Below are 25,415 nucleotides of genomic sequence, written 5' to 3' on the forward strand. Positions count from 1 at the left end.
TTAGCGCTGCCCCATTGGCTTACCTCCGCGACTGCTGCCTAGGCGCTTGCCCGACCTGTCGTTTATCGATACTATCTCACTGATAAACGACATATAAGGAGACTCCGATGGGAAAGCTGACCGTCGTCGCGCTGCGGATTGTCCTCGCGCTGGCACTCGCCGGCTCGGTGTTCGTGCAGGCTGTGATGGTGCCCCTGCTGGCCCGTGACCTGAACGAGGACTTCAGCCCGGACATTGCCGCCGTCAGCACCCCGGTCATCGTGATCGTTCTGCTGGGCATCGTGACCATCCAGGTCACCATGGTCTGCGTCTGGCGCCTCCTGACGATGGTGCGGCGCGGAACCGTGTTCTCGCACGCAGCGTTCCGCTACGTCGATGTGGTGGCCGGCGCCGTCGCGGCGGCTTCCTTGCTCACCTTCGGGCTCGGCGTCGTCCTCGCTCCGGGCGAAAGCGTGGCCCCCGGCGTCGTCCTCCTGATCGGCGGGGCGGGCGTGCTGGTCGCCGGCGTGGCCCTGGTCGTCGTCGTGCTGCGCATGCTGCTGGCGCAGGCAGTTGCCCGCGATGCCGAAGCCAAACACCTCCAGGACGAACTGGATGAGGTGATCTGATGCCGATCATCGTGGACATTGACGTGATGCTGGCCAAGCGTAAGATGCCCGTGGGTACGCTCGCGGACCGTGTGGGGATCACCCCTGCCAACCTGGCGGTGCTCAAGAACGGCCGGGCAAAAGCTGTGCGCTTCACAACGCTCGAGGCCCTGTGCGAGGTGCTTGGGTGCCAGCCCGGGGACCTGCTGCGGTGGGAACCCGAGGATGTGGAGGACCTGGCGTCCGCCGCCAACGACGGCGGACAGGAGCCTGATTCGCGGGATAATTGAGTTATGGCCAACCAGGATCAGGACAGGGACCTCTGGGACGAGTTCGACAGTCTCAAGCCCGGAGCTCCGGACCGCGTCGAGGGCTACCCCGGCGGTGAGCCCATGGGCTTTGGCTTCCGGACCGGAGTCCGCAGCGCAAGGGTGGCCCTCGGATTCGCCGTGTACACCCTGGTCCTCGGAACCGTGCTGGTCCTCCTGGGCGCCGTCTTCTTCGTCAGCCAGGGCGAGTGGCTGATGCTCGCGCTGATGGTGCTGATTGAGGCGGCCTTCCTCTATGCCTTCACCCGGCTCGTGAACCAGGCGCGCAACCGGCGCTCCGCCCACTAGCCCAGCTACTTCACCCAGCCGACCTTTCGGAGCCAGCCAGTCAGGATGGGCAACACCACTGAACTGTTCATCGCCGCCAGGTGGTCCAGGCCCGGAAGTATCTCGACGTCCCATCCGGCCTTGATGAGTGCCTCCTTGTGCGCGGCCAGGGGCTCACCGATCAGCACCTGGACGCCGCCCCACCTAGGCGCATAGTCGATCCGGTCGGCCGCGCCGGCGAAGGCGAGCCGCGGCAAGCCAGGGGGCAGGACGGCGGCAGAATCGTCGAAGTCCTGCAGCGCTTCGTAGAGAGTCACGAACTGGCGGGTTTGCGCAACGCTGGTTTGGATCGCGGCCGAATCCCAGTCACCCGGCTCGGGTGCAACGGCCGGCAAGTCAGGATCAGCCGGTTGGGCTGCCGCCGCATGCGCAGCCCTGGTCACCGCCAGCATGCTCGTGTACGGCCCGTCGAGGGGCGGGAATCCGCCTATGGCGAGCGCCCGGAGACGGTCGGTGCGGATCGCGAGCTGCAGGCCGCTCAACGCCAGCCAGGAATAGCCGTAGTACGCGAAGCCCTCGGCGCCGGCGGCATCGGCGATGGCCAGGAAATCGGCGGCCACATTCTCCGGGGTGAGCGTGTCCGGTGCAGGGTGCGCCATTCGGTGACCTTCGTAGTCCGCCACGATGACCCGGTTTGAACTCTCCAAACCGTTCACCAGGTTGGGTCCGAGGTCCGGGTCGCCGCCCCACTGCCGAAGTGTTTCGGCTTCCGCCGGCGGGTGTGTTGCAAGGCTGGCGGGTAACAGGAGCGGGGGTCCGTCTCCGTGAATGGAGACGGCAATGGTCGTTCCATCGTGCAGGACGGCATCAGCAGTTTCGGCCATGGCTTCATCCCTCAGCTTGAGGCAACGCGGACGCCTTAAGCATGGCACTGAGTTGCGCCGGGCTGGAGGAAAGCGTTGCGGTCGCTTCTTGGAACGCAGACGTCGACTGGACTCTGGAATACCAAACGCGGTTCCTATCCATCGCCTTGGCGCGGCAAACAGATGAGAAACTGATATGGCCACTGGTATTTCAGACATCATTGGGCCTCAGCGCCGTAACTTCCACGGAGACTGTGGCCGTAGTTTGGAATACCAAGTACCGTTTAAGTACCCCGTGTTCGCCCCCAAGGGCGGCTTCCCCCAAGGAGACAATGATGTGCCTTCACGACCACACCTCTGCCCCGCAGGTCCCGGCCGAAGTCCCGCGCCGCGGCATCCTGGCCGGCGCCGCTGCCCTCGCCGGAATTTCCGTTGCGAGCATCGCCGCCCAGCTCGGCGGGGCCCCGGCTGCACACGCCGCAGAGCGCCCGTCCGGGACCAACTACCCGGGCAGCCCCATCGCGCACCCGCCCTTGATCATCGAGGGCGGCACCATCGTGGATCCCAAGACGGGTGACGCCGTCGCAGACGGCGTGCTGGTGCTCGACGGCGGCAGGGTCGCCGCCGTCGGAAGCCGGGACGCCACGCGAAAGGCTGTGGCTGCCGTCGCCGGCCGCGCCCGCGTCCTCAACGCCTCAGGCCGCTGGGTGCTCCCCGGACTCATCGACGTGCATGTCCACGCGAACGCGTTCGCCGATGCCCGCGCCATCCTGCAGGGCGGCGCGACCAGCGTCAGGAGCGGTTCGAGCAGCTACTACCAGGACGTCGCGCTGGCGGCGCTTCCGGACTGGGCGCCCGGCGTCTCACCGCGTATGCTGCCCGCCGGATTGTTCATCTCTCCGGAATTGGGTGACTCCCTCCTCGCGGACCCCGACCTAGCGCCGCTGGCCACCCTCTCCGGGGGAGTCAAGGAGACAGCGGACCTCGCCTACCTGACCCGGGTCAACCTCAAGCGCGGAGCCGAGGTCATCAAGACCCGCGCCAACCCCCGCGCCGGGCTGCCGGAGCAGGACCCGCGCGAACTGGTCTACAACTACGAGCAGCTTTCCGCCGTGGTCAAGGCGGCCAAGGGCGCCGGCGTCCTGTGCCACGCCTACAGCGCCGAGGGGATCGACGGCGCCGTCCAGGCCGGGGTGCGAAGCATCGAGCACGGCGTCTTCGTCACCGAGCAGACAATCGCCGAGATGGCCCGCCGCGGAACGTACTTCACGCCCACCATGGATGCCATCACCAGCATGGCCGCCTCCCCCAACCCGGTCCTGGCCGCGCGCGGCAAGGAGTACACGCCGATTCTCCAGGCAGCCGTCCGTGCCGCGCAGGACGCCGGCGTGACGATCGTGGCCGGCACCGACTCCTTCGGGACCGACGTGACGCCGATCGGAACCGAAGCGCGCCTCCTCGCCGAGGCTGGGCTCTCCCCGCTGGAGGCCTTGCGGTCCGCGACGGTCCACGCCGCCAGGCTGCTCGGCTGGAGCGACACTGCCGGCCGGCTGGTGCGCGGTTCCTTCGCCGACGCCATCGTGGTGGACGCCGATCCCTTGGCGGACGCTGCTGCCCTGGAGAAAGTCAGCGTCGTCGTGGCCCAGGGAGCCTTGGTCCGCAACGGACTCTGAGCGGAGGCGTTGTCTTCCAGGAGGCGTTGTCTTCCACCTGGCCAGGCCCTACCGTGAAAGGACGGTAGCCGAGTTGCAGGTACGGGCATGGGAAGTACGACGTGGTCAGCGCGCTGGTTCCTGTCGTGCCTCCTCACGGCCGGCATAGCTGCCGGCGTTCTTGCCGGCACAGTCAGCCTGACGGCAGTCCCGACCCGGGCGTCGGCAACCACACCTGCTGCGCCTGCGGCACCTGACGCACCCGCGCCAGCGACGCCTGCATCGCCGGACCCGAAATATGACGCGGTTGATGCCTTCCTCCGGGAGCAGCTGGACGTCCTCGGGATTCCGGGTGCGGCCATCGCCGTCATCAAGGACGGCGTGCAGGTGCACTCTGCGGCTTTTGGCCGGGCCGATGACTCCGGCCGCGCGATGACCGCGCAGACTCCGGTGCTGCTGGCGTCCACCAGCAAGTCACTGACAGCCATTGCCGTGATGCAGCAGGTTGAGGCGGGCCGGCTGCTGTTGGACGAGCCGGTGCGGACCTACCTTCCGTGGTTTACCCTGAAGGACAGCCGATCCGCGTCAATCACGGTTCGCCATTTGCTCCACCAGTCCAGCGGCATGGCTTCGGGGGACACCGCCTTCGAAGCCTCCGATGCCCAGGGGCCGGAGGCCATCGAGGAAGGTGTCCGCGCCCTGTCCGGTTCCCCGCTGGCCGGAGCGCCGGGTGAAGGGTTCCGGTACGCCAGTGCCAACTTCAATGTCCTGGGCCTCCTGGTCCAGACGGTCACCGGCCAGCCGTTCGGGGACTATATGGAGCAGCACGTTTTTGGGCCCCTGGGCATGGCTCACAGCCATACCACCCGGGAGGCTGCCCGCGCTGACAATGCGGCCGCCGGCTATTCGCTCTGGTTCAGCGCATTCTGGCGCCAGACCGACGTTCCCGCTCCCTCCGCCGGCATGCCATCCACCACCATGTACGCGTCAGCCGAGGACATCGGCCATGAGCTTGCCGCACTCCTGAGCGAGGGACGGTACGGCGGCCGCAGCATCCTCCAGCCGGAAAGCGTGGCTGCGCTGCTCACCCCGCGCGCCCGCGTAGACGGGTCCAAAGAGTACGCCATGGGGTGGTTCACCCGGCCACTCCTGGAACCAGCCGATAGCGGGGGCGACGTGCCACTGGTCCTTGAGCATCAGGGGGAATGGGGAAACACCCATACCTTCAAGGCCATTGTTCCGGCTTCGGGCATAGGCGTCGCCCTGATGGTCAACGCCAACGACACCTCGGCCCCCTCACGGCTCAAGGCCCTGGACAGCAACGTCCTGCGGATTCTGCACGGGCACCCCCCGACGCCGACGGTGGTCCAGGAGGACTGGCTTCAGCGCTACAGCTGGATGGTATCGCTGGCCCTGCTGCTGGCCGAACTGCTGAGCCTGGCCCTGGCGCTCACTGTCGTGTTCCGGACAGGCACGTTCCGAAAACTGGCCCCGGCCCGAAAGCGGTGGTCCCTGCTGGCTTATGCCGTCACGGCGCTCGCCCTCGACGTGTTTGCACTGTGGCTGTGCTTCATCTACGCGCCCAGCCGGTTCGAAACGCATCTGGCCGTTATCGTCCGCCAGTTCCCCGACGTCGGAATCTCGCTGGTGCCGGTGCTGGCGCTGGCCATTATCTGGCCGCTCCCCCGAACTGTCCTCCTGCTCGCCAGGGTGTTTACCTCCGGTCCAGCTCCCGGCAGGCCGCAGTCCACCTCGCCTGCCTAGCGTGGACGGGTCACCGGCGCACGGCCGGGGACCTGTCATCCAGGAGGAACCACATGCGCACAATCCTGACTGCCGCGGCCGCTGCCGCGCTCATCGGTTCGCTGGCGAGTCCCGCCGTCGCCGCACCTGCTGCGGAGGCCGCCGCGCCGACGTCGAACGCCGCCCTCAAGACCAACGAACGTAACGGCTCCTTCGACCTGCAGTCCCACCGCGGCGGCCGTGGTGAGTGGACGGAGGAATCCCTGGCAGCGTTCGGCAACTCGCTCAGGTTGGGCGTGACCACGCTGGAACTGGACACGCACCTGACCGAGGACGGCAAGGTCATCGTGTGGCATGACGACACCATCCAGGCCAGCAAGTGCCTGGACAGTGCACCGGCCACCCCGGGCGACGCCGAATACCCCTACGTGGGCGACCCCGTGGCGGAACTGACCCTGGCACAGGTCAAGACGCTCAACTGCGGCCACGCCCAGTTGCCCGGCTACCCGGAGCAGGACGTGATCGAAGGCAACCGGATCGCCGAGCTCAAGGACGTCTTCCAGCTGGCCAGGGACTACGGAGCCGCGAAGGTCCGCTTCAACGTGGAGACCAAGGTGGAATCCAGCATGGTCGGCGGCGCGGGGATGGAAGCGCTCACCAAGGCCGCGGTCATCGAGATCTACAAGGCCGGCGTGTCGGAGCGCACCAGCGTGCAGTCGTTCGACTGGTCCTCGCTGAACCTGACCAGGAAGATCGCCCCGCAGCTCCCGCTTGTGGCCCTGTCCAGCGGTGATGCCTGGCTGCAGGTGGGCCAGCCGGGCGCCAGCCCCAACCTAGGCGGCATCGACATTGACGACTACGACGGTTCGCTCGCCAAAGCGGCGGCAGCCCAGGGGTACGACGTCGTCTCCCCCACGTTCCGCTCCGTCACCCCGGAGCTGATCGCCGAGGCCCATCAGCTGGGCCTGCCGGTCATTCCGTGGACCGTGAACACCACGGCGGACATGGCGCAGCTCATGGACCTGGGCGTGGACGGCATCATCACCGACTACCCCACCCGCCTGCGCACGCTCATGGAACAGCGTGGGCTGAAGCTGCCGAAGGCCTACGGGCCTCAGGTTTAGCAAGAAAGCACGCGCAGCAGGAAGGCACGGGGAGCAGGAAAGCACGACGGCGGGCGGCCCGGTAAGGCGGCAGGGCCGCCGCCGCGGCACCGCGGGCCGTCATCTAGGTGTCCGCGGTAACCCTAAAAATGTCAGACCCTCGAGCCAAACTTGTGTGTATGGAAAGCACCGCAGCAGTTGACGAGCTAAACGCCGAAGCGGCGTCCGTTGCTGCGCTGTACCGCCTGTGCGATGGTCCACAGCCAACCGGAGCATCGGGCTCCGATCCTTTGCGGCAGCTGGCCGACGACTGCCTGGACGGGCTGGCTGAGGTGGCCCGCAGGGATGCCCGGAGTGCGGCCCTCAAAGTCCGGCTGACTGCCACGTTTGTCGAGGCGACCAGGGCCATGGCGTCCCCGGCGGTGTCGCCCCAGGAGCAGTCCGCCGCTGAGATGGGCATGGTTGCCGAACTGGCCTGCGTTCTGACCGTCAGCGAAAGGACCGCGGGAGCTTTCCTGGAGGAAGCCCGGCAACTCACCACGGCCCTGCCGCTGACGCTCGCTGCCCTGCAGGCCGGGTCCATTTCATGGCAGCATGCACGGATCCTGGTGGACGAAACCACTGATGTCCACCCGGCCGCTGCCGCTGCACTGGAGGCGCATTTCCTGGATCCTGACGCCGTGAACCCGGCGCGGGGGTGCCCGGCCGGCGACCTGGTGCCCTCGCGTTTCCGAGCCAAAGCACGCAGTTGGCGGGAGCGCCATCATCCTGTCAGCATCGAACAGCGCCACCGCACCAGCGCACTGGACCGGCGGCTGGAATACACCCCGGACCGGGACGGCATGGCCTGGCTCTCCGCCTACCTGCCTGCCGACGCCGCTGCTTCCATCTGGCAGCGTTCCACCGCCGCAGCCAGGGCCCTCCAAGGCCCGGCAGAGCAGCGGAACCTCTCGCAGCTCCGTGCAGACACCGCCGCCGCGTGGCTACTCGCCGGCGTCGCTGAAGGTGTCCCGTCGCCGAATGCGCAGGTCCTGGTCACGGTACCCGCGCTTTCGCTCCTGGGCGCCACCGAAGAACCCGCCGTTCTGGATGGTTACGGCCCGATTCCGCCCAGTATGGCCCGCCGGCTGGTCGCAGATGGCGCCGCTTCGTTCCACCGCGTCCTCACCGAACCTGGCACCGGCGCGCCGCTGGAGATCGGACGCACCAGCTACCGCATCACGGCGGCTATGCGCCAATGGCTGCGCCTCCGTGACGGCAAATGCCCTTTCCCTGGCTGCAACAACCAATCCCTCGATACTGAGGCGGATCACGTCCTGGCCTGGCACAAAGGTGGCGCTACGGGGATCTCCAACCTCGGCCAGCCGTGCCGGAAGCACCACCGGCTCAGGCACACCACCGGTTGGAAACCCATCGGGGCAAGTCGCGACGCGCCGCCCGGCTGGGTGGCGCCTTCGGGGCGACGCTACTCCAGCGAAAGGCACGACTGGGAACCACCCTGGATGCCCGCCGCCGCAGGGCCACCCGGCATTGCCCATCATGCCGACGGGACTGAACACGCCCAGGGGACAGACCCACCCCAAAGGACGGACCACGTCACCGGCGCAGACTTGCCCGTTGACACGCTGCCGGATTGGGAAACGTGGATCGCAGCCTAGCGGCACCGCACGTCGTCGCTTAGGGCGCGCGTCGCTTTCAACGCCCAACACGGTTGCCTTGCCAGCCTGCCCGTGCGCGGAAGCCCCCGGGCGCCGGCTAAGCCCGGGCGCCGGCTAAGCTCGGGCGCGCGCTAAGCCCGGGCGCGCGCCGCCAAGGCCTCGCTGAGGAACTCGAGGTGCGCCGGCGTGGTGGCTGTGGTGCTGCCGGCGTACTCGGGGTGCTTGGTGAGGAACTTTTTGATGTACGGGCACACCGGCACAATGTTGATCCCGGCGGCGACCGTTTCGTCCAGTGCCACGGTGGCCAAACGGCCAGCGAGCCCCTGGCCGCCGTATTCCTCATTAATCACGGTGTGGTAGAAAATCCGCTGTGGTGAGTCACCGGCGCCGTACGTTTTGTACACGGCCTTGCCGATCACGTTGCCGGCAACGAGCACTTCAAAGCGCTCGCGGTCCGGGTTGTGGTGGATGGTGGCTTCAGTCATCGGGATCTCCTTGATCGGGCTTCTGCTACAGCCTAACCTCGGGGGACCTGCTGTTATTTCTGACAGCTGCCATTTCTGACTGAGGAGAGACCATGGCCGTCAACGACAACGAAGCACAGATCCTGGACCAATGGAGCCACCGGCTGGCCCAGGCGTTGCAGCTTCTGGACCTCGACTTTGACCGGGAACTCATCCTGGACCTCGCCGGGGAGTCCGCGCGTTCTGTGACCCACGCAGCGGCGCCAATCACTGCGCTGATGGTGGGCTACGCGGCCGGGCTCGCCGCCGGCACCGGAAGTGCCGGGTCCAAGGAATCATCGGCCGCGGCGGTCGCCCAGGCAGCGGGGGTCGCCTTGCAGCTGTGTGAAAACGGAGCCGACGGCGGCCCGGCCGGCAGCGGCTGGGCGGACACCGCCCAGTAACACCCGGCCGGTATGGTGATAACACCGCACCGACAGGAAGGCAGCAAGTATGCAGGTCCCCCTTTACGTTTGGATACTGACCGTTGTCGGAATTTTGGGCCTGCTGGCCTTCGACTTTTTCTTCCACGTCCGCAAGGCGCACTCCCCCAAGCTCAAGGAGTCGGCCACCTGGTCCGCCATCTACGTGGGCCTAGCCCTCCTCTTCGGTGTCGGCGTCCTGGTATTCGGCGGCACCACGATGGGCACCGAGTACTTTGCCGGCTATGTCACTGAGAAGGCCCTGTCCGTGGACAACCTTTTCGTCTTCCTGATCATCATGTCCAGCTTCAGGGTCCCGCGGGCGGACCAGCAGAAAGTGCTGCTATTCGGCATCGTGTTCTCGCTGATTGCCCGCACCGGCTTCATCTTCCTCGGCGCGGCCCTCATCAACAGCTTCGCCTGGGTGTTCTACATTTTCGGCCTCATCCTGCTCATCACCGCCGGCAACCTGCTCAGGCCCGATTCGCACGAGGAGGAACGCGAGGGCTTCGTGGTCAGGCTGGCCAGGAAGTTCCTCCCGGCGTCGGAGCACTACGACGGCGACAAGCTCTTCACCATGGAGAACGGCAAACGCGTCCTCACTCCCATGCTCCTGGTCATGGTGGCCATCGGCGGAACGGACATTCTCTTCGCCCTGGACTCCATCCCCGCGATCTTCGGCCTCACCCAGAACGTGTTCGTAGTGTTCACCGCCACGGCCTTCTCACTCATGGGCCTGCGGCAGCTGTTCTTCCTCATCGACGAACTGCTGGACCGCCTCATCTACCTGTCCTACGGCCTCGCCGCCATCCTCGGCTTCATTGGCGTCAAGCTCATCCTGCACGCGCTCCACGAGAACAACCTGCGGTTCATCAACGACGGCCAGCACGTGAACGTCCTGGAGATCAGTACCACCCTGTCGCTGACCGTGATCATCGGCGTCCTGGTGGTCACCATCCTGGCCTCGATCTACAGCCCCAAGGGCAAGGCCAAGAACATGGTCTCCCGCGCCAAGCGGCACGCCACCGAATACGTGGACCTCAACTACGAGACGGACATTGCCGAGCGCGAGGCGATCTTCAACAAGATGGTCCACGAAGAGAAAGAACTTCGAAAGCTGCCTGAGAAGTACAAGCGGCTCATCCGCAACCAGACCGAGTTCATGGACCTGATCAAGCAAGCCCACGCCGAGCACGACGAGGCCCTGAACCGGGAAGGCCGCACGTAGCCGGTTCGCGGCTTCGGCGGGCTTTGCGGTCGGGGCGGCGGGATCCGATCCAATAACCGGGATCCGGTCCAATAACCCGGATCTCGACCGACGGTGTCCCCTGTTCTACGCTTGAAGCATGCCCCGCTTGAGCGTCAACGGCATTGACCTCTACTACGAAGAGCACGGCGAAGGCGTACCCGTCCTGGGCATACACGGGACGCCCAGCTCAGCTCTCCTGTGGGAAGACGCCGCCGTGGGGCTCGCCACTATCTGCCGGTGCATCATCTACGACCGCCGGGGCTTCTACCGCAGCGGCCGCCCCGAGCCGTTCGACGCCGTCGACCTGGCCGAGCACGTGGACGACGCCGCCGCCCTCCTGGAGATCCTCCATGCGGCGCCCGCCGTGGTCATCGGCCGCAGCACGGGCGGCCAAATAGCCCTCTACCTCGCCCACCGGTTTCCCGACCTCGTACAAGCCCTCGTGCTGCTTGAGCCGGCGGTCTTCTGGATCGACCCCGAGGCCCTCGCGTGGGCCATGGAGCTGCGGAAGTCAGTGCTCGGCGCCGCCGCCAGGGATCCGTGGTTGGCCGCGGAAACGGTCATTCGTGCGGCACTTGGCGACCAGGCCTGGGACGGGCTGCCGGCCAGCTTCCGGGACATGTTCGCAGCCACCAGCCCCGCCGTCCTCGCGGAAATCAGGGGTGAAGGCCTGGACCTCAGCGATAAGCAGGCTGAGCTGGGCGCCGAGGAACTCGGGCAGCTGCGCCAGCCAACACTGATCGTTTCCGCGGAAGACTCGCCGGAAGTCCTGCGGCTGGTCAATTCGCGCCTGGCCGGGGCCCTGCCAAACTCGGAGAGCGTCCTGGTCGGCGGCGGCCACCTGATCAACCCCGCGCATCCGGCCGTGCTGGAGTTCGTCCGGCGCTTCGCGGCCGCGCACGACTAGGGCGTGCCTCCCGCATCGGGTATTACCTGACGGAATAGGGTCTGGGGTATGGCATTGCGACTTGTTCAGGTGAATTTCAAGGCTCGGGATGACTCGGCCCTCGGCCGGTTTTGGGCGGAGGCGCTCGGCTGGGGTGCGTCCAGCGAGGGACCCGGGGTGACCAATGTTGAACCTTTGGGCTTCGACTGGCCGGACCCCACCGCCGTATGCATCGACGTCGTCACCGTCCCGGACCCCGAGACAGTGAAGTACCGTGCGCACCTCGATCTGGCCACCGCCTCTGCGGCCCATCAGGCGGAGCTGGTTGCACGTCTGTTGGAGCTTGGTGCAACGCCAGCAGATGTGGGCCAGGGTGATGTGCCGTGGAAGGTCCTGGCCGACCCGGAGGGCAATGTGTTCTGTGTTCTGGAGCCGCGACCGATCTACCTGGACACCGGGCCAATCGCAACGGTGGTGGTCAACTGCTCGGATCCGCTGGCCATGGCCCGGTTCTGGGGCGAGGCCACGGACTGGACCCTGCACGAGGTGAACGACGATCATGCAAGGCTGCGTTCGGCCAAGGGTGTGGGGCCGTATCTGGAGTTCCTCCGCACGTCAGGCGTGGAGACCGTGTGGAACCGTGTGCATCTCGACCTGATGCCGTATCCCGATGACGATCAGGCGGCAGAGGTGGCCAGGCTGCGGGCCCTGGGCGCCACTGACGCCGACGTCGGCCAGGGCGATGTGCCCTGGGTGTGCCTGGCCGACCCGGAGGGCAACGAGTTCTGCGTCCTCGCGCCCCGCTGACGCAAAGCCTCGCTTTCTCCGCGAACTCAGTACACGACGTCGAAGCTGCTGAACTCCCCTGTTGCCGCCGACACCGACTCGTCAACGTGGTCCACTCGCCCCGGCGCGTCCTCGGACCTCAGCCAGCGGCGGAACTCCAGTACCACCGCTTGGGGACCTTCGACGACTACGGCGACCGTACCGTCGTCGTCGTTCCTTACCGTTCCGGTCAGCGAGAGTTCCTCAGCCTTCCGCACGGTCCAATACCGGAATCCGACCGCTTGGACGATGCCCTCCACGCGCGCCTGCAAGCGGACGTCCGGGCCAGAGTCCTGATCTGCAGCATGAGCCATGGTTCCAATGTAGTGCGGGGACCGCGGGTTTCGCTCCCCACCCGACCCCTTACGTCGCAAGCTAGGCCAGGGAACCCCGAGGGCGTGGCCCAGGCTCGGCCGCGGGCCTCATTTGTCCGGCGTTGTGTTGGCGGCGTGCTTGGCCTTCCGGCGCTTGGAGCGCGACCAGACGAGGATGGCACCGATGGCTCCGATGAGCACCGGAATCGTGACACCCAGCGGCTCTGCCCAGTCTTTCACGAGCGCATTCAGCATGTAGCCGAGTTCAATCTCCACCTGGATGTCCTCACGGAAGGTCTCCAGGCTCAGGTCCGGACCGTCCTCGGCCGTGGCAAACAGCTGCAGGGTCAGGGTTTTGCGTCCCGACTCCTTGGGTGTGATCCACCAGCGCCACTCCGCAACGCCCTTCACCGGAACCAGCATCTCACCGTCCGGATTGCCGGCTCGCTCAATGTCCATTCCCGGGCCGGACAGGTCCGCCCGCATCTCTTCGCACACGATGGGCGCGCGCGTTTGCACCGGGTTGCTGCCGGGGATCTTCTCTTCATGGCCTGCCCCGGGGTCGCCCATGGTGACGTGCAGGACGAACTCCCTCGTCTCGCCTTGGCGCATGGGCGACGGCGGCCTGAACGTCAGCTCGCCCTCGAGGCACGTGTCCAGGATTTCCTTGGCCCGCCGGGCCCGTTCGAAGGCAGTAGAGGTGGGGCCCGGCGGACGGCTTGCGGTCTCTTCGGGAAAGGGCCCGGTTTCGGTCACGTAGTACGTGGTGGGCTCGGCACCGTTGCTAGGCTCTCCGCCGTCGCCCGGCCCGGTGACTGTCGGGGTGGGGCGCGTTGTAGGGAAGGGTCCCGCGCCCGGCGTACTGCCGGGACCGTCGCCGGGCGTCGGCCGCGTGCTAGCTGCCGGCGTCGACGGCCCGGAATTCGGCGCCGCGTCGCAGGCGGCCAAACCCACCGCGGCGCACAGGGTTGCCAGGGCGAATGCAATTGCCTTCGCACCGCTCACGAGCCGCTGCTTCCCCAGTGCGTACATCAGAACTCCGACTTATCGGACTGCGTCCTGATTCGAGTCTGCGCGGGCGTTTAGGGCGAGTCAAGGAGCGCAGCAGCTACTCCGCGGGCCGCAGCGAGGTGATCATCCGACGGATATTCCGGTACTCGCCGGTCTCCGCGTACAGCTTCGCCTTTTCCAGGTACGGGAGCGACGGTTCCCCGGGGGTGGCGTTGTTTGCGGGGTCGTAGACCCCGCCGAACATGGCACCGCTGGGCGGCCACCTGAACAGCAGGAAGATGGGACACTCCAGCGTCCCTATCTTCTCCGGAATCATGGTGATGCCATAGGCGGCAATGGTTTCGTCAGTCCGGGCAGGAGCGGAGGCATCTCCCCTGGTCTCGAACATGAACCGCGGCGCATTTTCGTTCGGCACGCCCTTCTCGGCGAGGGCCGTCATGGGTTCGGAATCCAGCACCGTAAACGGGTACTGCTGCACGCACTCCAATCCGGTAACCACCTTGGTCTGCAGGACAGCCATAGGCTTCCCCGTGGCATTCAAAACCTCCAGGAACATGCCTCCGAGCGGTGAGGTGCCGGCGGGATCCTTGATGGTCCAGTCGCCCGGATAGTCGAACGTCAGGTCACGGTCCGACGTCGTAAACGTCTTCCAGCCGGACGCCGTCGGGGACGGCAACCGGGACGTCCCCGACGGCGCCGGTTCAGTCGGTGTTCCGCCCGCCGTCGCGCTTGGCGGGTCGGTCGTTGCGTTGGCCGTGCCAGTGGCCGTTCGGCTGGGGGTGCCGTTGGCTGTCCCGCTTGCCGATGCGCTCGGTGGGGTGGCGGTCGCGGATCCGGTGTCAGGCGGTGCGGCAGGCGGTCCGCAGGCCGCAAGAAGTACCACGAGGCAGGCCCCGGCGGCAGCTGCGGCCCCTGAACGTGCCGGTCCAGATGATTCATAGCCGGGCTTCATTGATCGGCGCATGCAATCCTCCTCATACAGCTGAGGGATTAATTGTGGCCCTGCCGCCCGCGCGTGGCGCGGGACCGGTCAAATTTGCCGCCAAAACGTTGCGCACCGCGGATTGCTCCTCGGTGCGCAACGGTTCCTGCCTGTCCGGGTTCTGCCTGTCCGGGTTCTGCCTGTCCGGGTTCCCCTTAGGAGGCGGGCCTCAACGAGGTGATCATCTTCTTGATGTTCTTGTACTCCTGGGTGCCCATGTAGACCTCAGGGGTATCCACATGCATCTCATTTCCGGGGGTGGTGTCGAAGGGGTCGTAGACGCCGCCGAACATCGCGCCGCTGGGCGGCCAGGTGAAGAAGTGGAAGATGGGGCACGCTTCTGTTCCGGTGGGTTCGGCCGCCGTGGTGATGCCGTAGGCGAACAGTGTCATCAGCTTCGGATCCGTCGCGGTGGTATCCGTCCGTGATTCGAAGGTGTAACGGGGCACCCTGCCGTCCTGCTCCAGTGCCGGGACGGGCTCGGATTCATACACTCCGAACGGCTGCTTCTCGGTGCACTCGGAGCCCGTGACCATGTTCGTCCGCAGCGTCGCCAAGTTCTTGCCGTTGGCGTTGGTGATGTTCACAAACACGCCTCCGGGAGCAGCTTCACCGGCAGGATCGGTAATCTTCCACTCGGCCGGGTAGTCGAAGATCAGGCCGTCCGCGGTTGTGTAGGACTTCCAGCCCGCTTCGGGATCAGAGGACGCCGAGGCGGAGGCGGTGGCGCTCGGGGAAGCAGAGGTGGCTGTGGGGGTCGCCGTAGTGGTGGAAGTGGCCGTGGCCGCCGGGGAGGTCGTCGCCGGTGACGATGCGGGCGGGCCGCAGGCTACGAGCAGGAACGCGAGGCACAGGGCCCCTGAGACTGCAATGGGCGGGGGTGCTGAGCGGTGCATCTGTTCTCCTGAATCTCATGAGACCGCGAGTAATGCCTCAATTCTGAACCTCCGCCAACGCAGGCCCTAGCAATAAATCCAAACGATGTCTAAATGTTATCGGTCCAGCCAACCGGACTCCGGTTGCCAAACCCGGGAAGGTGCCGCGCCGACGTCGTGAGCCGCGAATGCCCTTTCCTGCCCGACGGATCTGAACAATAATCGAACCGAGCCCCATCATCAGACCAGCCGCAAGCAACTGAGGAGACCAGGCCATGACCACCCACGCGGACCCCGCAACGGAACCACCTGTCAGAGATGAGGCGGACACCGACGACGAGGTGACCACGGATCCCGGCTGGTTCCGGAAGGCGGTGGTCTACCAGATCTATCCGCGCAGCTTCGCAGATTCCGACGGTGACGGCATCGGCGACCTGCCCGGCATCATCAGCAAGCTGGACTACCTGCAGAAGCTGGGTGTCGACGTCGTCTGGCTCTCCCCCATCTACACGTCACCGCAAGACGACAACGGTTACGACATCAGCAACTACCGCGATGTTGATCCCATCTTCGGCACCCTGGCCGACCTGAAGAAACTCACCGACGGGCTGCACTCGCGGGGCATGAAGCTGGTGATGGACCTCGTCGTCAACCACACTTCGGACGAGCACCCGTGGTTCATCGAATCCCGCTCCTCCAAGGACAACCCCAAGCGCGACTGGTACTGGTGGCGGCCGCCACGAAAGGATCCGGAAGGTGGCGCAGGGGCGGAACCGAACAACTGGGGTTCGGCGTTTTCCGGCCCGGCCTGGGAGTTCGACCAGGCCACCGGCGAGTACTACCTCCACCTGTTCTCCCGCAAGCAGCCGGACCTGAACTGGGAAAACCCCGAAGTCCGCGCCGCCGTCTACGACATGATGAATTGGTGGCTGGACCGTGGAGTGGACGGCTTCCGGATGGACGTCATCAACTTCATCTCCAAGGACACCTCGCTGCCGGACGGACCGCGGGCTGACGGCATGCTGTTCGGCGATGGCAGCCCGCACTTCATGTCCGGACCGCGGATTCACGAGTTCCTGCACGAGATGCATCTGGAGGTCTTCGCAGGGCGGGACAAGCCGCTGCTGACCGTGGGCGAGATGCCCGGCGTCACGGTGGGGGACGCCGTCCTGTTCACCGACCCGGCGCGGCGTGAAGTGGACATGGTGTTCCAGTTCGAGCACGTGGCGCTGGACCAGGAGGGCGGCAACAAGTGGCGGCCCAGGAAGCTGCGGCTCACTGACCTGAAGAAGTCCCTGGGCCGGTGGCAGGAAGGCTTGGCCGAGCGCGGCTGGAACAGCCTCTACTGGGGCAACCACGACCAGGCCCGGGCGGTGTCCCGATTCGGAGACGACGGGCCATACCGCGAGCTCTCCGCCAAGATGCTGGCCGGCATCCTGCACCTGCACCGGGGCACGCCCTACGTGTACCAGGGCGAGGAACTGGGCATGACCAACATGAGCTTCGGGGCCATCAGCGACTACCGCGACATCGAGGTGCTCAACCACCACCGCGAGGCCACCACGCACTTGGGCCACACCGACGCCGATGTCCTCGCCGCACTGGCACCCCTGAACCGGGACAACGCCCGCACCCCAGTGCAGTGGGACGCGAGCCGGCATGGCGGCTTCACCACCGGCGCACCGTGGATCGCCGTCAACCCGAACACCAGCCACATCAACGCCGCGGAGCAGGAGGACAACCCCGACTCGGTGTTCACCTTCTACCGCCAGGTCATCGCCCTGCGGCACTCTGAACCGGTGGTGGCGGATGGTGACTTCACCATGCTGCTTCCGGACGACGAACACGTGTACGCGTTCCGGCGGGCACTTCCAGCTCCGGCACCGGGGCCCGGTTCGGCAACTGCACCCGGCGTCCAGCTTCTGGTGCTGGGTAACTTCTCCGGGCAGGACCGGACTGTGGCGCTCGACGGCGGCGGCTGGGGTGACGCCGAAGCTGGCGCTGACGAGCCGGAACTGGGCCATTACCCGGCTGAACTGATCCTGGGCAACTACCCGCTGGAGGCCACGGGGACCCACGCGGAGATCGCGCTCCGTCCCTGGGAACTGAAGGTCTTCCGTCGGCAACACAACACCTGAGCAACTCACCAGCCAGGCCACCAAACCAGCGAAGCAAGGAGTTCATGATGACCATTCCACCGCTGCCCGAGCCGGATCCGTTCCCGCCGGAGCCGGGCCCCACCGGTCCGCCGGACCCGGACAATCCGTTCCCGCCCAACAGGCCGGATCCAACGGAACCGCGTCCGCCCGGCCCCGGACCCGAGCCTGCGCCTTCGCCGGGCCCGCTGCCGATTCCCGACCCCGGACCCGTCCCGCCGACACCTCCGCCGCCCCACCCGGACCCCACGCGGTTCTGACCCGGGAACTTTGGCTGGGTCACTCCCGGCGCGACCAGTCACGGGCGCGGCCAGTCACGGGCGCGGCCAGTCACGGGCGCGATCAGTCCCGGGAGCGATCAGTCACGGGAGCGGCGGCTTAATCGCCAATGCTGTGCACGAAGCGGCGGACTTCAGCGTTGAACGCCTCCGGCGTTTCAGCGGCGACCAAGTGCCCGACGTCGGGAATCACCACGAGTTGTGAATCCGGAATCTGGCGGTGCATCTCGCGGGCGACTGTCAGCGGCGACCTGACGTCTTCTGCGCCGTAGAGCAGCAGCGTAGGCACGCTGATGCCGGGCAGCACGTCACGATAATCGGCGCGCCCGTTCGCGCTCAGCAGCGCACGCATGCCGGCAGGGTGGAAGTCCGCCATGATGGCGCTGACCTCTTCGACAGTCGCGGAATCGGCCCGCGGAGTAAAAAGCGTCGGCAGCCACACGGGGATGAATCGTTCGGGCGGCTGGTCGAGTTCCGCCAGAATTTGCGCGTAGCGCCGTTCCACCTCTTCGGGCGGCAGCGAGCCGGCCCAGCCCGCATAGGCGGAGGCCAGCACTAAGGACGCAACCATGTGAGGGTGGCCCCGGTACAGCTCCAGCGCGACACCTGAGCCCCAGGACAGCCCGACGATGTGGGGTTTCCGCGGCGCTACTTCCCGGAGGAACCCTGCCAGGACGTCGCCAAGCTCCGGACCGGAAAAGTCCGGAGGGGGATCGTCGGAACGGCCGCAGCCCGGGGCATCCCAGGCTATTACGGTGAAGTCGTTGGACAGCCCCTCAAGCTGCGGACGCCAAACGCGGCTGTCCTCATAGGCACCGTGGAGCAGGACCAGCGGAGGCCCTTGGCCCGCGCGCTGATAACCGATGCGCAGCCCTGAAATCTCTACGGTGTCCATGCCGCACCGGTCCTTTGGGGAGCTGACCCTGATTGCTCTGATTCTAGGCCGATCAGGGTCAGCTTCCTACAGGCACAAGCCGTCCGCGAGTATTGCCCGCCCGGCTTAGGCCAGGCCGGCTAGACCAGGGTGATGTCCCGGGTCCGGTGATCGTAGTTGAACGTGATCCGGCCGCCGGGGTGGTGGAGTTCGTGGTTGGCGCCATCAAACGCACCGAACGCACCGTAGTTCTCATCCCAGGAACGGTTGAGGGCGATCTTGAAGCTGTAGTGCCCGGCGGGAAGGTCTGTGGTGAGCTTCCACAGCTGGTCCACTGAATCGAGCTGCATCTGGGACTCGTCGTACTGCGGAGCCCAGTTCGCCGGGGCGCCAAGCAGCACGTTGAAGTCGCCGGCGATTGCCACGGCTTCCGGCTGGTCGATCGTCTCGACGCTGGAGGCTTCGGCCTGCTTCTCCTCGCTGGCCTTGGCCGGCTTGGCGGGGGTCTTGCGCGTGCGCACGGCCTTCGCTACGGGTGCCACGGCATCCTCGATCAGCTCGGCAGCCTTTTCGACCACCTTGGCCGCCTTGGACGGCGCCTTCTTCTTCGGGGCGGCCTTGGGGGCCTTCGCGGCAGCCGCCTTCGCAGCGGCGGCCTTGGCGGGGAGCTCCGTGGGAACAGGCACGTCAGCCGGCACTGGAGTGCCTTCGGCGAGCGCTGTTGCAAACGTGTCCGCGTCCGGGAACGCCACCGTGGCACGGAGGCCGTCGTCGGTGATGCTCCAGCCGCTTCGTCCCTTGACGAGCCAGCCGGCCTTGACCAGCTTGCTCGTGGCAGTGGTCAGGGCCTTGTGTCCCCGGGGGATGCCTCCGCTGAGCAGTTCACTTTCCTTCTCGTTCAGCGGGACACGAACCGTGGCCTGGGCCAGGACGGCGCCGGCGCCGAGGGTCTCACCTGACAGGACGCTTTCCGCGAGAATGTCGAGCACTGACTTGAGTCGAACCGTGGTGGTGTCTGCAATAGCCGTGGGCATGTTTGTCCTTTCGAGCATGTGATCACTCAGCATTTTGCCAGTGAACTGTAAATAGAGGCGACTATGCGCGTTAACAATGTGTGTCGTGACCGACTATGACGCGGAATGGGACGCAAGTGATCTTACAGTCTCAGCTAAGTGGCGGATATATCGGGACTTTCGGCCCGTTGACAGTCGGGCGGGGTTTAGGCGTCGGTCATGCGGCGGGACCTTGGCCGGTCATTCAGGTATCCGCAACCCGAGCGAACCCTGCGTGGCGGTTGTGGATAATCACGGTGCCGCCCAGCAGTTGCGTCTTTGCCTCGAGCAGTTTGACCAGCTCCTCGTTGACCGCACCGAAGACTTCGATGGTCCGAAGCTGGACGAGGGGCGCAACCGGTGGGAAGCGCGGGCCGGCTACCTTCAGGTGAAAGTCCAGCGACGGCAGGTCCTGGTGCACGTGGAGGACGCTCATGCGGGTGCCGTCTGCCGAAAAGTAGACGTTATAGGCGATGATCCGTGGTTCATTGGCTTCGACAAAGTGGGCAAGGTCCTCCATCGCCGCCTCCAGTTCGCCCAGCTTCCCGGGCCGAACATCGGACGTATCAAGATAAACAACGAAATCACTCATGATCACCTCCAAGGGGCAGTCCGCTCACGCCGTACTCGGCTCCAACCTCACGATCACAGCCTTGGACACCGGCGTGTGGCTACCCTCGGCTACGGTCTCCAGGGGCACCAGAACGTTGGCCTCCGGGTAATAGGCCGCTGCACATCCCCTGGCCGTGGGGTAGGACACGACGCGGAAGTTCCTGATCACCCGCTCGGCACCGTCCCCATACACCCCGTGGATGTCCACGTGCTGCCCGTCGGCGAGCCCAAGTTCGGCGATGTCCTCGGCGCTGACAAAAACAACGTCCCTGCCCTTCTTGACCCCGCGGTAGCGGTCGTTATGCCCGTAGATGGTGGTGTTGAACTGGTCATGCGAACGCATCGTTTGCAGGATCAGGGTCCCTGCCGGCCGCTCCACATACTCCAGCTCGTTGACGGTGAGCATGGCCTTCCCCGTGGGTGTGCGGAACGTCCGCGAATCCCTCGGACCGTTGGGCAGCACGAATCCGCCCCATTCCCGGATCCGCCGGTTGTAGTCCTCACAGCCGGCCACCACATGCGCGATGTGGTCCCGGATGAGGTCGTAGTTCCGCTCGAATCCCGCCCAGTCCGCGTCGATCCGGCTGCCCACGGTTGCCCGGGCAAGCCGGCTGACAATCGCCACCTCGGACAACAGCCCGGACGCCACCGGCTGGACCTTCCCCTCGGAGGCGTGCACGGCGGAAACTGTGTCCTCCACGGACACGAACTGCGGACCGGATTCCTGCAGGTCGATTTCCGTGCGTCCCAGGGTTGGCAGGATCAGCGCTTCCGTGCCGGTGACGGTGTGCGAGCGGTTGAGCTTGGTGGAGATCTGCACCGTCATCTCGGTGTTCTCCACGGCAGCCTCGGCCGCGTGGGTGTCCGAAATGGCGGCCACGAAGTTTCCTCCCATTGCAACGAACACCCTGATCCCGCCGTCGCGCATTTTGCGGATGGTTTCCACGGCGTCAGCGCCGGGTTCCCGCGGCGGTTCAAAACTGAACTCCCTGCCGAGCGCGTCCAGGAAGGCCGGCGGCATCTGCTCCCAGATGCCCATGGTCCGGTCGCCCTGGACGTTGCTGTGACCGCGGATCGGGGACGCCCCGGCGCCGGGTTTGCCGATGTTTCCGCGCAGCAGCAGGAGGTTGATGATCTCCTTGATGGTGGGCACGGCCTTCTTGTGCTGCGTGATGCCCATGGCCCAGGTGATGATCACCTTTCCGGCCCGCAAATACCGCTCGGCGAGTTCGTCGATTTCCATGCTGCTCAACCCGGTGGCGCGCAGCACCGCTTCTTCCCGCAGCCCTGCCAGGTGGGCCTTCAATTCATCGAGGCCCTGGCAGTGCTCCCGGAGGAACTCATGGTCAAGGACTTTGCCGGGCCGCTTCGACTCGGCGTCGAGGACCCGTTTGGACAGCGCCTGCATCAGGGCCATGTCCCCGCCAAGCCGGATCTGCAGGTACTGGTCCGCCAGCTCCGTCCCGCGCCCCAGAATCCCGTTGACCTTCTGCGGGTTCTTGTACCGCATGAGCCCGGCTTCCGGGAGCGGGTTGATGGCCACGATCTCACAGCCGGCCTCCTTGGCCTCCTCCAGGGCGGTGAGCATGCGGGGGTGGTTGCTGCCAGGGTTCTGCCCCATGATGATGATCAGGTCCGCCTTCGCGAAGTCGTCATAGGAGATGGTGGCCTTGCCGACGCCGATGGTCTGGCCCATGGCCCAGCCCGAGGATTCGTGGCACATGTTGGAGCAGTCCGGCAGGTTGTTGGTGCCATACGCCCGCACGAAGAGCTGGTACAGGAAGGCGGCCTCGTTCGAGGTCCGCCCGCTGGTGTAGAAGGCGGCGTGGTCGGGGCTGTCCAGGCCCTGCAGCTTGCTCCCGACAATGGAGAATGCTTCGTCCCAGCTGACCGGCCGGTAGTGGTCCTCCCCCGCCGGTTTGTACACCGGCTCGGTGAGGCGGCCCTGCATCCCGAGCCAGTATTCGGACTTTCCCCGCAGTTCGCTGACCGGATTCCCGGCCCAGAACTGGGACGGGACCACCACGGGCGTTGCCTCCCAGGTGACTGCCTTGGCGCCCTGTTCACAGAACTCGAAAGTCTTGCGGTGCCCGGGATCCGGCCAGGCGCAGCTCATGCAGTCGAAGCCGTCCTTCTGGTTCAGGCCCAGCAGCGTCTTCCCTGCCCGTCCCACGCCCATGTGCTTCAGGGCGGGCTGCATGGAGTGATAGACCCCGGGGATGCCCGCGGCCCAGTCCTTGGGCTTCGCCACTTCGAGGTTGTTCTCGTCGGCTTCTTCGACATGCGGGTTCTTGCGCGGCATGCTGCACCCTCCTTGATTCACAACTGCCAGTTCAGAACTGCCAGCTCAGTGCTGCCCTTTCATCAGGATTAGCAGTTATGGAGGTCCCCGGCAAGCACTTGGCCCGGCTTCCCCGGCTATCCCCCCCGGGGTGTTGCTCAGGTGCCGATGGGCGGACAATGGGACCCACCGTCCTGATTGTCCGGAGCCGTCATGCCGCGCTTCCACAACTGGCTTCAGCATCAGCGCCTCGCTGCCTTCTTTGTCCTCGCCTATGCGATTTCCTGGTCGTCCTGGCCGGTGTATGCGCTCGGAATGATGCCGAGGATGGAGTTCCTGCCGATCGGTCCTCTGGCAGCCGCAGTCATTGTGATCGGCCTCGCGGAAGGCCGCGCCGGCTACAGGGTGTGGGGCCGGCGGATCATCCGCTGGCGGGTGGGCTGGGCCTGGTACGCCGTGGCCCTGCTTCTCCCGGCCGTTCTGGTGCTGGTCACGGGCACAGTCAACATGCTGCTGGGGGCTGCCGCGCCGGGACTCTCCCAGATGACCTGGACCGGGCTGCTGACGGTGTTCGCAGTGCGATTCGTGAATCCCCTGGACGGGCCGCTGGGTGAGGAACCCGGGTTCCGCGGCTACGCCGTTCCCCTGCTCCAGTCAACCCGCACGCCGCTGCAGTCGGCGGCGATCCTCGGGGTGCTGGTGGCATTCTGGCACCTGCCGCTCATCGTCTTCGGGGGCCTCAGCGTGATCGGGCTTCCGATTACCTTCGTCATCACCTTCCTGTACGTCTGGCTGTTTAACCGCACCGGCGGCAGCGTCCTGCTCACCTTCCTTTTCCACAACAGCCAGGGCACGTTCACGATGGGCTCCTATGGATTCACGGGTTCCGACATGGCCCGCGCGGAACTGATCTACCTTCTGGCGGTCACCGCCGCAGTCCTCGTCACCATCCTGTTCGACCGGCAGTCGTGGCGCTCCGCACCTCCGGAGGCGTCCGACGGAGGTCCTCTCACCGTGCGTTCCAACCGCACCGCATCCGGGCCACCGGCCTGACGTCATCCCAGCACCGACCTTGTTAGGAGGAGTCATGTCCTCACCACTCGCTTCAGCCGCCGGACCGATCGCCCTGGTTGCAGGCATCACCTTCGCCGCCGTCGACCTCTCACGGCTGGTCGCGGCCGACACCAGCAAGGAGCGGATCGCGATGATGCGCGAAACCCCGTTCCAGGTGACCAACGCGCTCTACTTTGTGGTCTTCATCGGGCTGCTCCTGGCACTGGTCTCCGTCTACCTGAGGCACCACGCTGACGCCGGGACGCTGGGCGCGGTCGCCTTCTGTTTCGCCTTGGTGGGCACCATGGACATGGCCGGCAACATGTGGTTCGACGGCTTCGCCGGCCCCTGGATTGCCGACGTCGCGCCGGAGGCTATCCTGGCGGGCGGCTCGGGAATGCTGGCCGTGGGCGGGCTCTCAAGCTACGTTCTCTTTGCCCTCGGCTGGATGGTTTTCGGGATTGCGGGATGGCGGGCACGCATGTTTCCCGCCTGGCTGGGTGCGGTCTTCGTGGTGGCCGGCGTCCTCGGCTACAACGCTGGCCTCCCGCCGTACGGGATTCCCATCGGCCTGGCCATGGCGGCACTCGGGTGGTGGATCACCCGCAGCACGAGCCGCCGCGTCGCAGTTGTTGAAGGTAGCGCAGCTGAGCGGTAGCGCAGCTGAGCGGTAGCGCAGCTGAGCGGTAGCGCAGCTGAGCGGTAGCGCGGTTGAGGGGCAGCTGCTCTCTAAGGCTGGCCGCTCAGGAGTGGCCCAGCTCCGCGAGCAGCTCGGCCTTGCGATCTTCGTCCGCAAACGAGGACCGGATGGAGTTGGAAGCCAGCCGCACCCGGTCGAACTCGGACAAGCCCAGCACGGTCTCGAGCTGCACGAAGTTGTCGTCCACATATCCGCCGAAATAGGCGGGGTCGTCCGAATTGACGCTGACGTTCAGTCCTGCCGCGAGCATGGCCGGCAGCGGATGGTCGGCCAGCGTGTCCACCGTGCGCAGCCGGACATTGGACAGCGGGCAAACAGTCAGCGGCACCCGCTCCTCCACAAGGTGTTCCACGAGCTCCGGGTCCTCCATGCAGCGGATACCGTGGTCGATCCGCTCCACGTCCAGCAGTTCCAGCGCATCAATAATGTACGACGGAGGGCCCTCCTCGCCGGCGTGCGCAATCCGGCGCAAGCCCGCCTCCTTGGCCCGGGCAAACAGCCGTTCGAACTTGGCCGGCGGGTTGCCCACCTCGGCCGAGTCCAGACCGATGCCGGCGATCGGTGCGTTCATGGCCAGCAGCTGCTCCAGGACTTCGAGAGCTGATTCCTCGGACAGGTCCCGCAGGAACGCGGCGATGAGCAGTGTGGAGATCCCGAACTCCTCCAAGGAGTTGGCCAGCACCGAGGCGACGCCGTTCACGCAGGTTTCCAGCGGCACGCCGCGGGACACGTGGGCCTGTGGATCCACCATGATTTCCGCGTGTCGGACTCCCGCGACAGCAGCACGCACAAGGTAGGCGCGGGTCATGTCCGCGAAGTCCTGCTCGGTCTGCAGCACGGCCATGTTGGCGTAGTACAGGTCCAGGAAGGACTGCAGGTCGGTGAACTCGTAGCGGGCGCGCAGCTCGTCCAGGTCCGCATAGGGAAGCTGGATTCCGTTCCGCTCCGCCAAGGCGAAAATCAGCTCCGGCTCCAGCGTCCCCTCGATGTGGAGGTGCAGCTCCGCCACCGGCAACAGTTTGCTGGGTTCTTCGGCAGCGGGTTCTTCGGCTGCGGGTTGTGCGGCGTCCGGCTGTTCAGCGTCGGGTTCAGTCGAGGGTTCGGGCGCGCCGTCGTAAGTTTCCATCCGGTAAGGATATG

26 protein-coding genes are annotated in these 25,415 nt (G+C 66.0%); 15 read left to right on the forward strand and 11 right to left on the reverse strand.

Features of this window, described 5'->3' with window-relative positions:
* The first annotated feature begins 107 nt into the window (after positions 1-107).
* Genes J2S97_RS10285 through J2S97_RS10295 form a run of 3 tightly spaced genes read left to right on the forward strand, consistent with a single transcriptional unit; the run spans position 108 to position 1,204 of the window.
* Positions 108-608: a DUF2975 domain-containing protein gene (locus J2S97_RS10285; protein WP_307049014.1), complete on the forward strand. Its 501-nt coding sequence runs from the start codon at positions 108-110 to the stop codon at positions 606-608.
* On the forward strand, positions 608-877 hold the full coding sequence (locus tag J2S97_RS10290; RefSeq protein ID WP_307049016.1) for a helix-turn-helix domain-containing protein: 270 nt from the start codon (positions 608-610) through the stop codon (positions 875-877). Before J2S97_RS10285 ends, J2S97_RS10290 begins: the two co-directional genes overlap by 1 nt.
* A gap of 3 nt (positions 878-880) precedes the next feature.
* Positions 881-1,204: a hypothetical protein gene (locus J2S97_RS10295; RefSeq protein WP_307049018.1), complete on the forward strand. Its 324-nt coding sequence runs from the start codon at positions 881-883 to the stop codon at positions 1,202-1,204.
* A gap of 5 nt (positions 1,205-1,209) precedes the next feature.
* Here the strand turns inward: J2S97_RS10295 and J2S97_RS10300 are convergent, their stop codons facing one another.
* A complete protein-coding gene (locus J2S97_RS10300; protein ID WP_307049020.1) occupies positions 1,210-2,067 on the reverse strand; it encodes an alpha/beta fold hydrolase in 858 nt (285 codons plus the stop codon).
* A 311-nt stretch (positions 2,068-2,378) separates the two neighbouring features.
* On the opposite strand from J2S97_RS10300, the gene J2S97_RS10305 reads away from it, so the two are divergent.
* From J2S97_RS10305 to J2S97_RS10320, 4 genes are all read left to right on the forward strand, one after another.
* On the forward strand, positions 2,379-3,719 hold the full coding sequence (locus J2S97_RS10305; protein ID WP_307049022.1) for an amidohydrolase family protein: 1,341 nt from the start codon (positions 2,379-2,381) through the stop codon (positions 3,717-3,719).
* 87 nt (positions 3,720-3,806) lie between these two features.
* On the forward strand, positions 3,807-5,462 hold the full coding sequence (locus J2S97_RS10310) for a serine hydrolase domain-containing protein (protein ID WP_307049024.1): 1,656 nt from the start codon (positions 3,807-3,809) through the stop codon (positions 5,460-5,462).
* A 53-nt stretch (positions 5,463-5,515) separates the two neighbouring features.
* Positions 5,516-6,565, forward strand: a complete 1,050-nt coding sequence (locus J2S97_RS10315; protein ID WP_307049027.1) for a glycerophosphodiester phosphodiesterase family protein — start codon at positions 5,516-5,518, stop codon at positions 6,563-6,565.
* Positions 6,566-6,723: 158 nt separating this feature from the next.
* Positions 6,724-8,202 carry an HNH endonuclease signature motif containing protein gene (locus tag J2S97_RS10320; protein WP_307049028.1) on the forward strand — a complete coding sequence of 493 codons (1,479 nt, stop codon included), beginning with the start codon at positions 6,724-6,726 and terminating at the stop codon, positions 8,200-8,202.
* A gap of 131 nt (positions 8,203-8,333) precedes the next feature.
* Here the strand turns inward: J2S97_RS10320 and J2S97_RS10325 are convergent, their stop codons facing one another.
* The gene (locus J2S97_RS10325; RefSeq protein WP_307049031.1) at positions 8,334-8,687 is read right to left on the reverse strand and encodes a GNAT family N-acetyltransferase; all 354 of its coding nucleotides are present in this window, start codon (positions 8,685-8,687) and stop codon (positions 8,334-8,336) included.
* Between the two features lie 92 nt (positions 8,688-8,779).
* On the opposite strand from J2S97_RS10325, the gene J2S97_RS10330 reads away from it, so the two are divergent.
* The 4 genes from J2S97_RS10330 (at position 8,780) to J2S97_RS10345 (ending at position 12,069) form a co-directional block, all read left to right on the forward strand.
* Positions 8,780-9,109 (forward strand): DUF6457 domain-containing protein, encoded by a 330-nt coding sequence (locus J2S97_RS10330; RefSeq protein WP_307049033.1) that lies wholly within the window; start codon positions 8,780-8,782, stop codon positions 9,107-9,109.
* Positions 9,110-9,158: 49 nt separating this feature from the next.
* A complete protein-coding gene (locus J2S97_RS10335) occupies positions 9,159-10,355 on the forward strand; it encodes a TerC family protein (RefSeq protein WP_307049035.1) in 1,197 nt (398 codons plus the stop codon).
* 118 nt (positions 10,356-10,473) lie between these two features.
* Positions 10,474-11,283, forward strand: a complete 810-nt coding sequence (locus tag J2S97_RS10340; protein ID WP_307049037.1) for an alpha/beta fold hydrolase — start codon at positions 10,474-10,476, stop codon at positions 11,281-11,283.
* Positions 11,284-11,331: 48 nt separating this feature from the next.
* Positions 11,332-12,069, forward strand: a complete 738-nt coding sequence (locus J2S97_RS10345) for a VOC family protein (RefSeq protein WP_307049039.1) — start codon at positions 11,332-11,334, stop codon at positions 12,067-12,069.
* 26 nt (positions 12,070-12,095) lie between these two features.
* Here J2S97_RS10345 and J2S97_RS10350 read toward each other — a convergent pair whose 3' ends face one another.
* From J2S97_RS10350 to J2S97_RS10365, 4 genes are all read right to left on the reverse strand, one after another.
* A complete protein-coding gene (locus tag J2S97_RS10350; protein WP_307049041.1) occupies positions 12,096-12,401 on the reverse strand; it encodes an acylphosphatase in 306 nt (101 codons plus the stop codon).
* Positions 12,402-12,509: 108 nt separating this feature from the next.
* Positions 12,510-13,433, reverse strand: a complete 924-nt coding sequence (locus J2S97_RS10355) for a hypothetical protein (RefSeq protein WP_307049042.1) — start codon at positions 13,431-13,433, stop codon at positions 12,510-12,512.
* Between the two features lie 76 nt (positions 13,434-13,509).
* Complete coding sequence (locus J2S97_RS10360; protein ID WP_307049043.1) at positions 13,510-14,376, reverse strand: hypothetical protein; 867 nt, start codon at positions 14,374-14,376, stop codon at positions 13,510-13,512.
* Positions 14,377-14,549: 173 nt separating this feature from the next.
* Positions 14,550-15,290 carry a hypothetical protein gene (locus J2S97_RS10365; RefSeq protein WP_307049046.1) on the reverse strand — a complete coding sequence of 247 codons (741 nt, stop codon included), beginning with the start codon at positions 15,288-15,290 and terminating at the stop codon, positions 14,550-14,552.
* Positions 15,291-15,544: 254 nt separating this feature from the next.
* On the opposite strand from J2S97_RS10365, the gene J2S97_RS10370 reads away from it, so the two are divergent.
* Positions 15,545-17,407, forward strand: coding sequence for a glycoside hydrolase family 13 protein (locus tag J2S97_RS10370; RefSeq protein WP_307049048.1), 1,863 nt, complete (start codon positions 15,545-15,547; stop codon positions 17,405-17,407).
* Between the two features lie 47 nt (positions 17,408-17,454).
* Positions 17,455-17,685 (forward strand): hypothetical protein, encoded by a 231-nt coding sequence (locus J2S97_RS10375; RefSeq protein ID WP_307049050.1) that lies wholly within the window; start codon positions 17,455-17,457, stop codon positions 17,683-17,685.
* A gap of 118 nt (positions 17,686-17,803) precedes the next feature.
* On the opposite strand, the gene J2S97_RS10380 is transcribed toward J2S97_RS10375, so the two are convergent.
* The 4 genes from J2S97_RS10380 to J2S97_RS10395 form a co-directional block, all read right to left on the reverse strand.
* Positions 17,804-18,598 (reverse strand): alpha/beta fold hydrolase, encoded by a 795-nt coding sequence (locus J2S97_RS10380; RefSeq protein WP_307049052.1) that lies wholly within the window; start codon positions 18,596-18,598, stop codon positions 17,804-17,806.
* A gap of 119 nt (positions 18,599-18,717) precedes the next feature.
* A complete protein-coding gene (locus J2S97_RS10385; protein WP_307049054.1) occupies positions 18,718-19,611 on the reverse strand; it encodes a pullulanase X25 domain-containing protein in 894 nt (297 codons plus the stop codon).
* A 223-nt stretch (positions 19,612-19,834) separates the two neighbouring features.
* Positions 19,835-20,221, reverse strand: coding sequence for a hypothetical protein (locus tag J2S97_RS10390; RefSeq protein WP_307049056.1), 387 nt, complete (start codon positions 20,219-20,221; stop codon positions 19,835-19,837).
* Positions 20,222-20,245: 24 nt separating this feature from the next.
* The gene (locus J2S97_RS10395; RefSeq protein ID WP_307049058.1) at positions 20,246-22,543 is read right to left on the reverse strand and encodes an FdhF/YdeP family oxidoreductase; all 2,298 of its coding nucleotides are present in this window, start codon (positions 22,541-22,543) and stop codon (positions 20,246-20,248) included.
* A gap of 192 nt (positions 22,544-22,735) precedes the next feature.
* On the opposite strand from J2S97_RS10395, the gene J2S97_RS10400 reads away from it, so the two are divergent.
* Both J2S97_RS10400 and J2S97_RS10405 read left to right on the forward strand, forming a co-directional pair.
* Complete coding sequence (locus tag J2S97_RS10400) at positions 22,736-23,575, forward strand: CPBP family intramembrane glutamic endopeptidase (RefSeq protein WP_307049060.1); 840 nt, start codon at positions 22,736-22,738, stop codon at positions 23,573-23,575.
* Between the two features lie 34 nt (positions 23,576-23,609).
* A complete protein-coding gene (locus J2S97_RS10405) occupies positions 23,610-24,233 on the forward strand; it encodes a hypothetical protein (protein ID WP_307049062.1) in 624 nt (207 codons plus the stop codon).
* Between the two features lie 85 nt (positions 24,234-24,318).
* Here the strand turns inward: J2S97_RS10405 and J2S97_RS10410 are convergent, their stop codons facing one another.
* On the reverse strand, positions 24,319-25,401 hold the full coding sequence (locus J2S97_RS10410; RefSeq protein ID WP_307049064.1) for an adenosine deaminase: 1,083 nt from the start codon (positions 25,399-25,401) through the stop codon (positions 24,319-24,321).
* Between the last annotated feature and the right edge of the window lie 14 nt (positions 25,402-25,415).

The sequence above is a fragment of the Arthrobacter oryzae genome (assembly GCF_030812315.1).
Classification (GTDB): domain Bacteria; phylum Actinomycetota; class Actinomycetes; order Actinomycetales; family Micrococcaceae; genus Arthrobacter; species Arthrobacter oryzae_B.

Bases quoted from the DNA above. Each gene is read 5' to 3' on its own strand.
- J2S97_RS10285 (WP_307049014.1), top strand. From the start codon at position 108: ATGGGAAAGCTGACCGTCGTCGCGCTGCGGATTGTCCTCGCGCTGGCA.
- J2S97_RS10290 (WP_307049016.1), top strand. From the start codon at position 608: ATGCCGATCATCGTGGACATTGACGTGATGCTGGCCAAGCGTAAGATG.
- J2S97_RS10295 (WP_307049018.1), top strand. From the start codon at position 881: ATGGCCAACCAGGATCAGGACAGGGACCTCTGGGACGAGTTCGACAGT.
- J2S97_RS10300 (WP_307049020.1), bottom strand. From the start codon at position 2,067: ATGGCCGAAACTGCTGATGCCGTCCTGCACGATGGAACGACCATTGCC.
- J2S97_RS10305 (WP_307049022.1), top strand. From the start codon at position 2,379: ATGATGTGCCTTCACGACCACACCTCTGCCCCGCAGGTCCCGGCCGAA.
- J2S97_RS10310 (WP_307049024.1), top strand. From the start codon at position 3,807: ATGGGAAGTACGACGTGGTCAGCGCGCTGGTTCCTGTCGTGCCTCCTC.
- J2S97_RS10315 (WP_307049027.1), top strand. From the start codon at position 5,516: ATGCGCACAATCCTGACTGCCGCGGCCGCTGCCGCGCTCATCGGTTCG.
- J2S97_RS10320 (WP_307049028.1), top strand. From the start codon at position 6,724: ATGGAAAGCACCGCAGCAGTTGACGAGCTAAACGCCGAAGCGGCGTCC.
- J2S97_RS10325 (WP_307049031.1), bottom strand. From the start codon at position 8,687: ATGACTGAAGCCACCATCCACCACAACCCGGACCGCGAGCGCTTTGAA.
- J2S97_RS10330 (WP_307049033.1), top strand. From the start codon at position 8,780: ATGGCCGTCAACGACAACGAAGCACAGATCCTGGACCAATGGAGCCAC.
- J2S97_RS10335 (WP_307049035.1), top strand. From the start codon at position 9,159: ATGCAGGTCCCCCTTTACGTTTGGATACTGACCGTTGTCGGAATTTTG.
- J2S97_RS10340 (WP_307049037.1), top strand. From the start codon at position 10,474: ATGCCCCGCTTGAGCGTCAACGGCATTGACCTCTACTACGAAGAGCAC.
- J2S97_RS10345 (WP_307049039.1), top strand. From the start codon at position 11,332: ATGGCATTGCGACTTGTTCAGGTGAATTTCAAGGCTCGGGATGACTCG.
- J2S97_RS10350 (WP_307049041.1), bottom strand. From the start codon at position 12,401: ATGGCTCATGCTGCAGATCAGGACTCTGGCCCGGACGTCCGCTTGCAG.
- J2S97_RS10355 (WP_307049042.1), bottom strand. From the start codon at position 13,433: ATGTACGCACTGGGGAAGCAGCGGCTCGTGAGCGGTGCGAAGGCAATT.
- J2S97_RS10360 (WP_307049043.1), bottom strand. From the start codon at position 14,376: ATGCGCCGATCAATGAAGCCCGGCTATGAATCATCTGGACCGGCACGT.
- J2S97_RS10365 (WP_307049046.1), bottom strand. From the start codon at position 15,290: ATGCACCGCTCAGCACCCCCGCCCATTGCAGTCTCAGGGGCCCTGTGC.
- J2S97_RS10370 (WP_307049048.1), top strand. From the start codon at position 15,545: ATGACCACCCACGCGGACCCCGCAACGGAACCACCTGTCAGAGATGAG.
- J2S97_RS10375 (WP_307049050.1), top strand. From the start codon at position 17,455: ATGACCATTCCACCGCTGCCCGAGCCGGATCCGTTCCCGCCGGAGCCG.
- J2S97_RS10380 (WP_307049052.1), bottom strand. From the start codon at position 18,598: ATGGACACCGTAGAGATTTCAGGGCTGCGCATCGGTTATCAGCGCGCG.
- J2S97_RS10385 (WP_307049054.1), bottom strand. From the start codon at position 19,611: ATGCCCACGGCTATTGCAGACACCACCACGGTTCGACTCAAGTCAGTG.
- J2S97_RS10390 (WP_307049056.1), bottom strand. From the start codon at position 20,221: ATGAGTGATTTCGTTGTTTATCTTGATACGTCCGATGTTCGGCCCGGG.
- J2S97_RS10395 (WP_307049058.1), bottom strand. From the start codon at position 22,543: ATGCCGCGCAAGAACCCGCATGTCGAAGAAGCCGACGAGAACAACCTC.
- J2S97_RS10400 (WP_307049060.1), top strand. From the start codon at position 22,736: ATGCCGCGCTTCCACAACTGGCTTCAGCATCAGCGCCTCGCTGCCTTC.
- J2S97_RS10405 (WP_307049062.1), top strand. From the start codon at position 23,610: ATGTCCTCACCACTCGCTTCAGCCGCCGGACCGATCGCCCTGGTTGCA.
- J2S97_RS10410 (WP_307049064.1), bottom strand. From the start codon at position 25,401: ATGGAAACTTACGACGGCGCGCCCGAACCCTCGACTGAACCCGACGCT.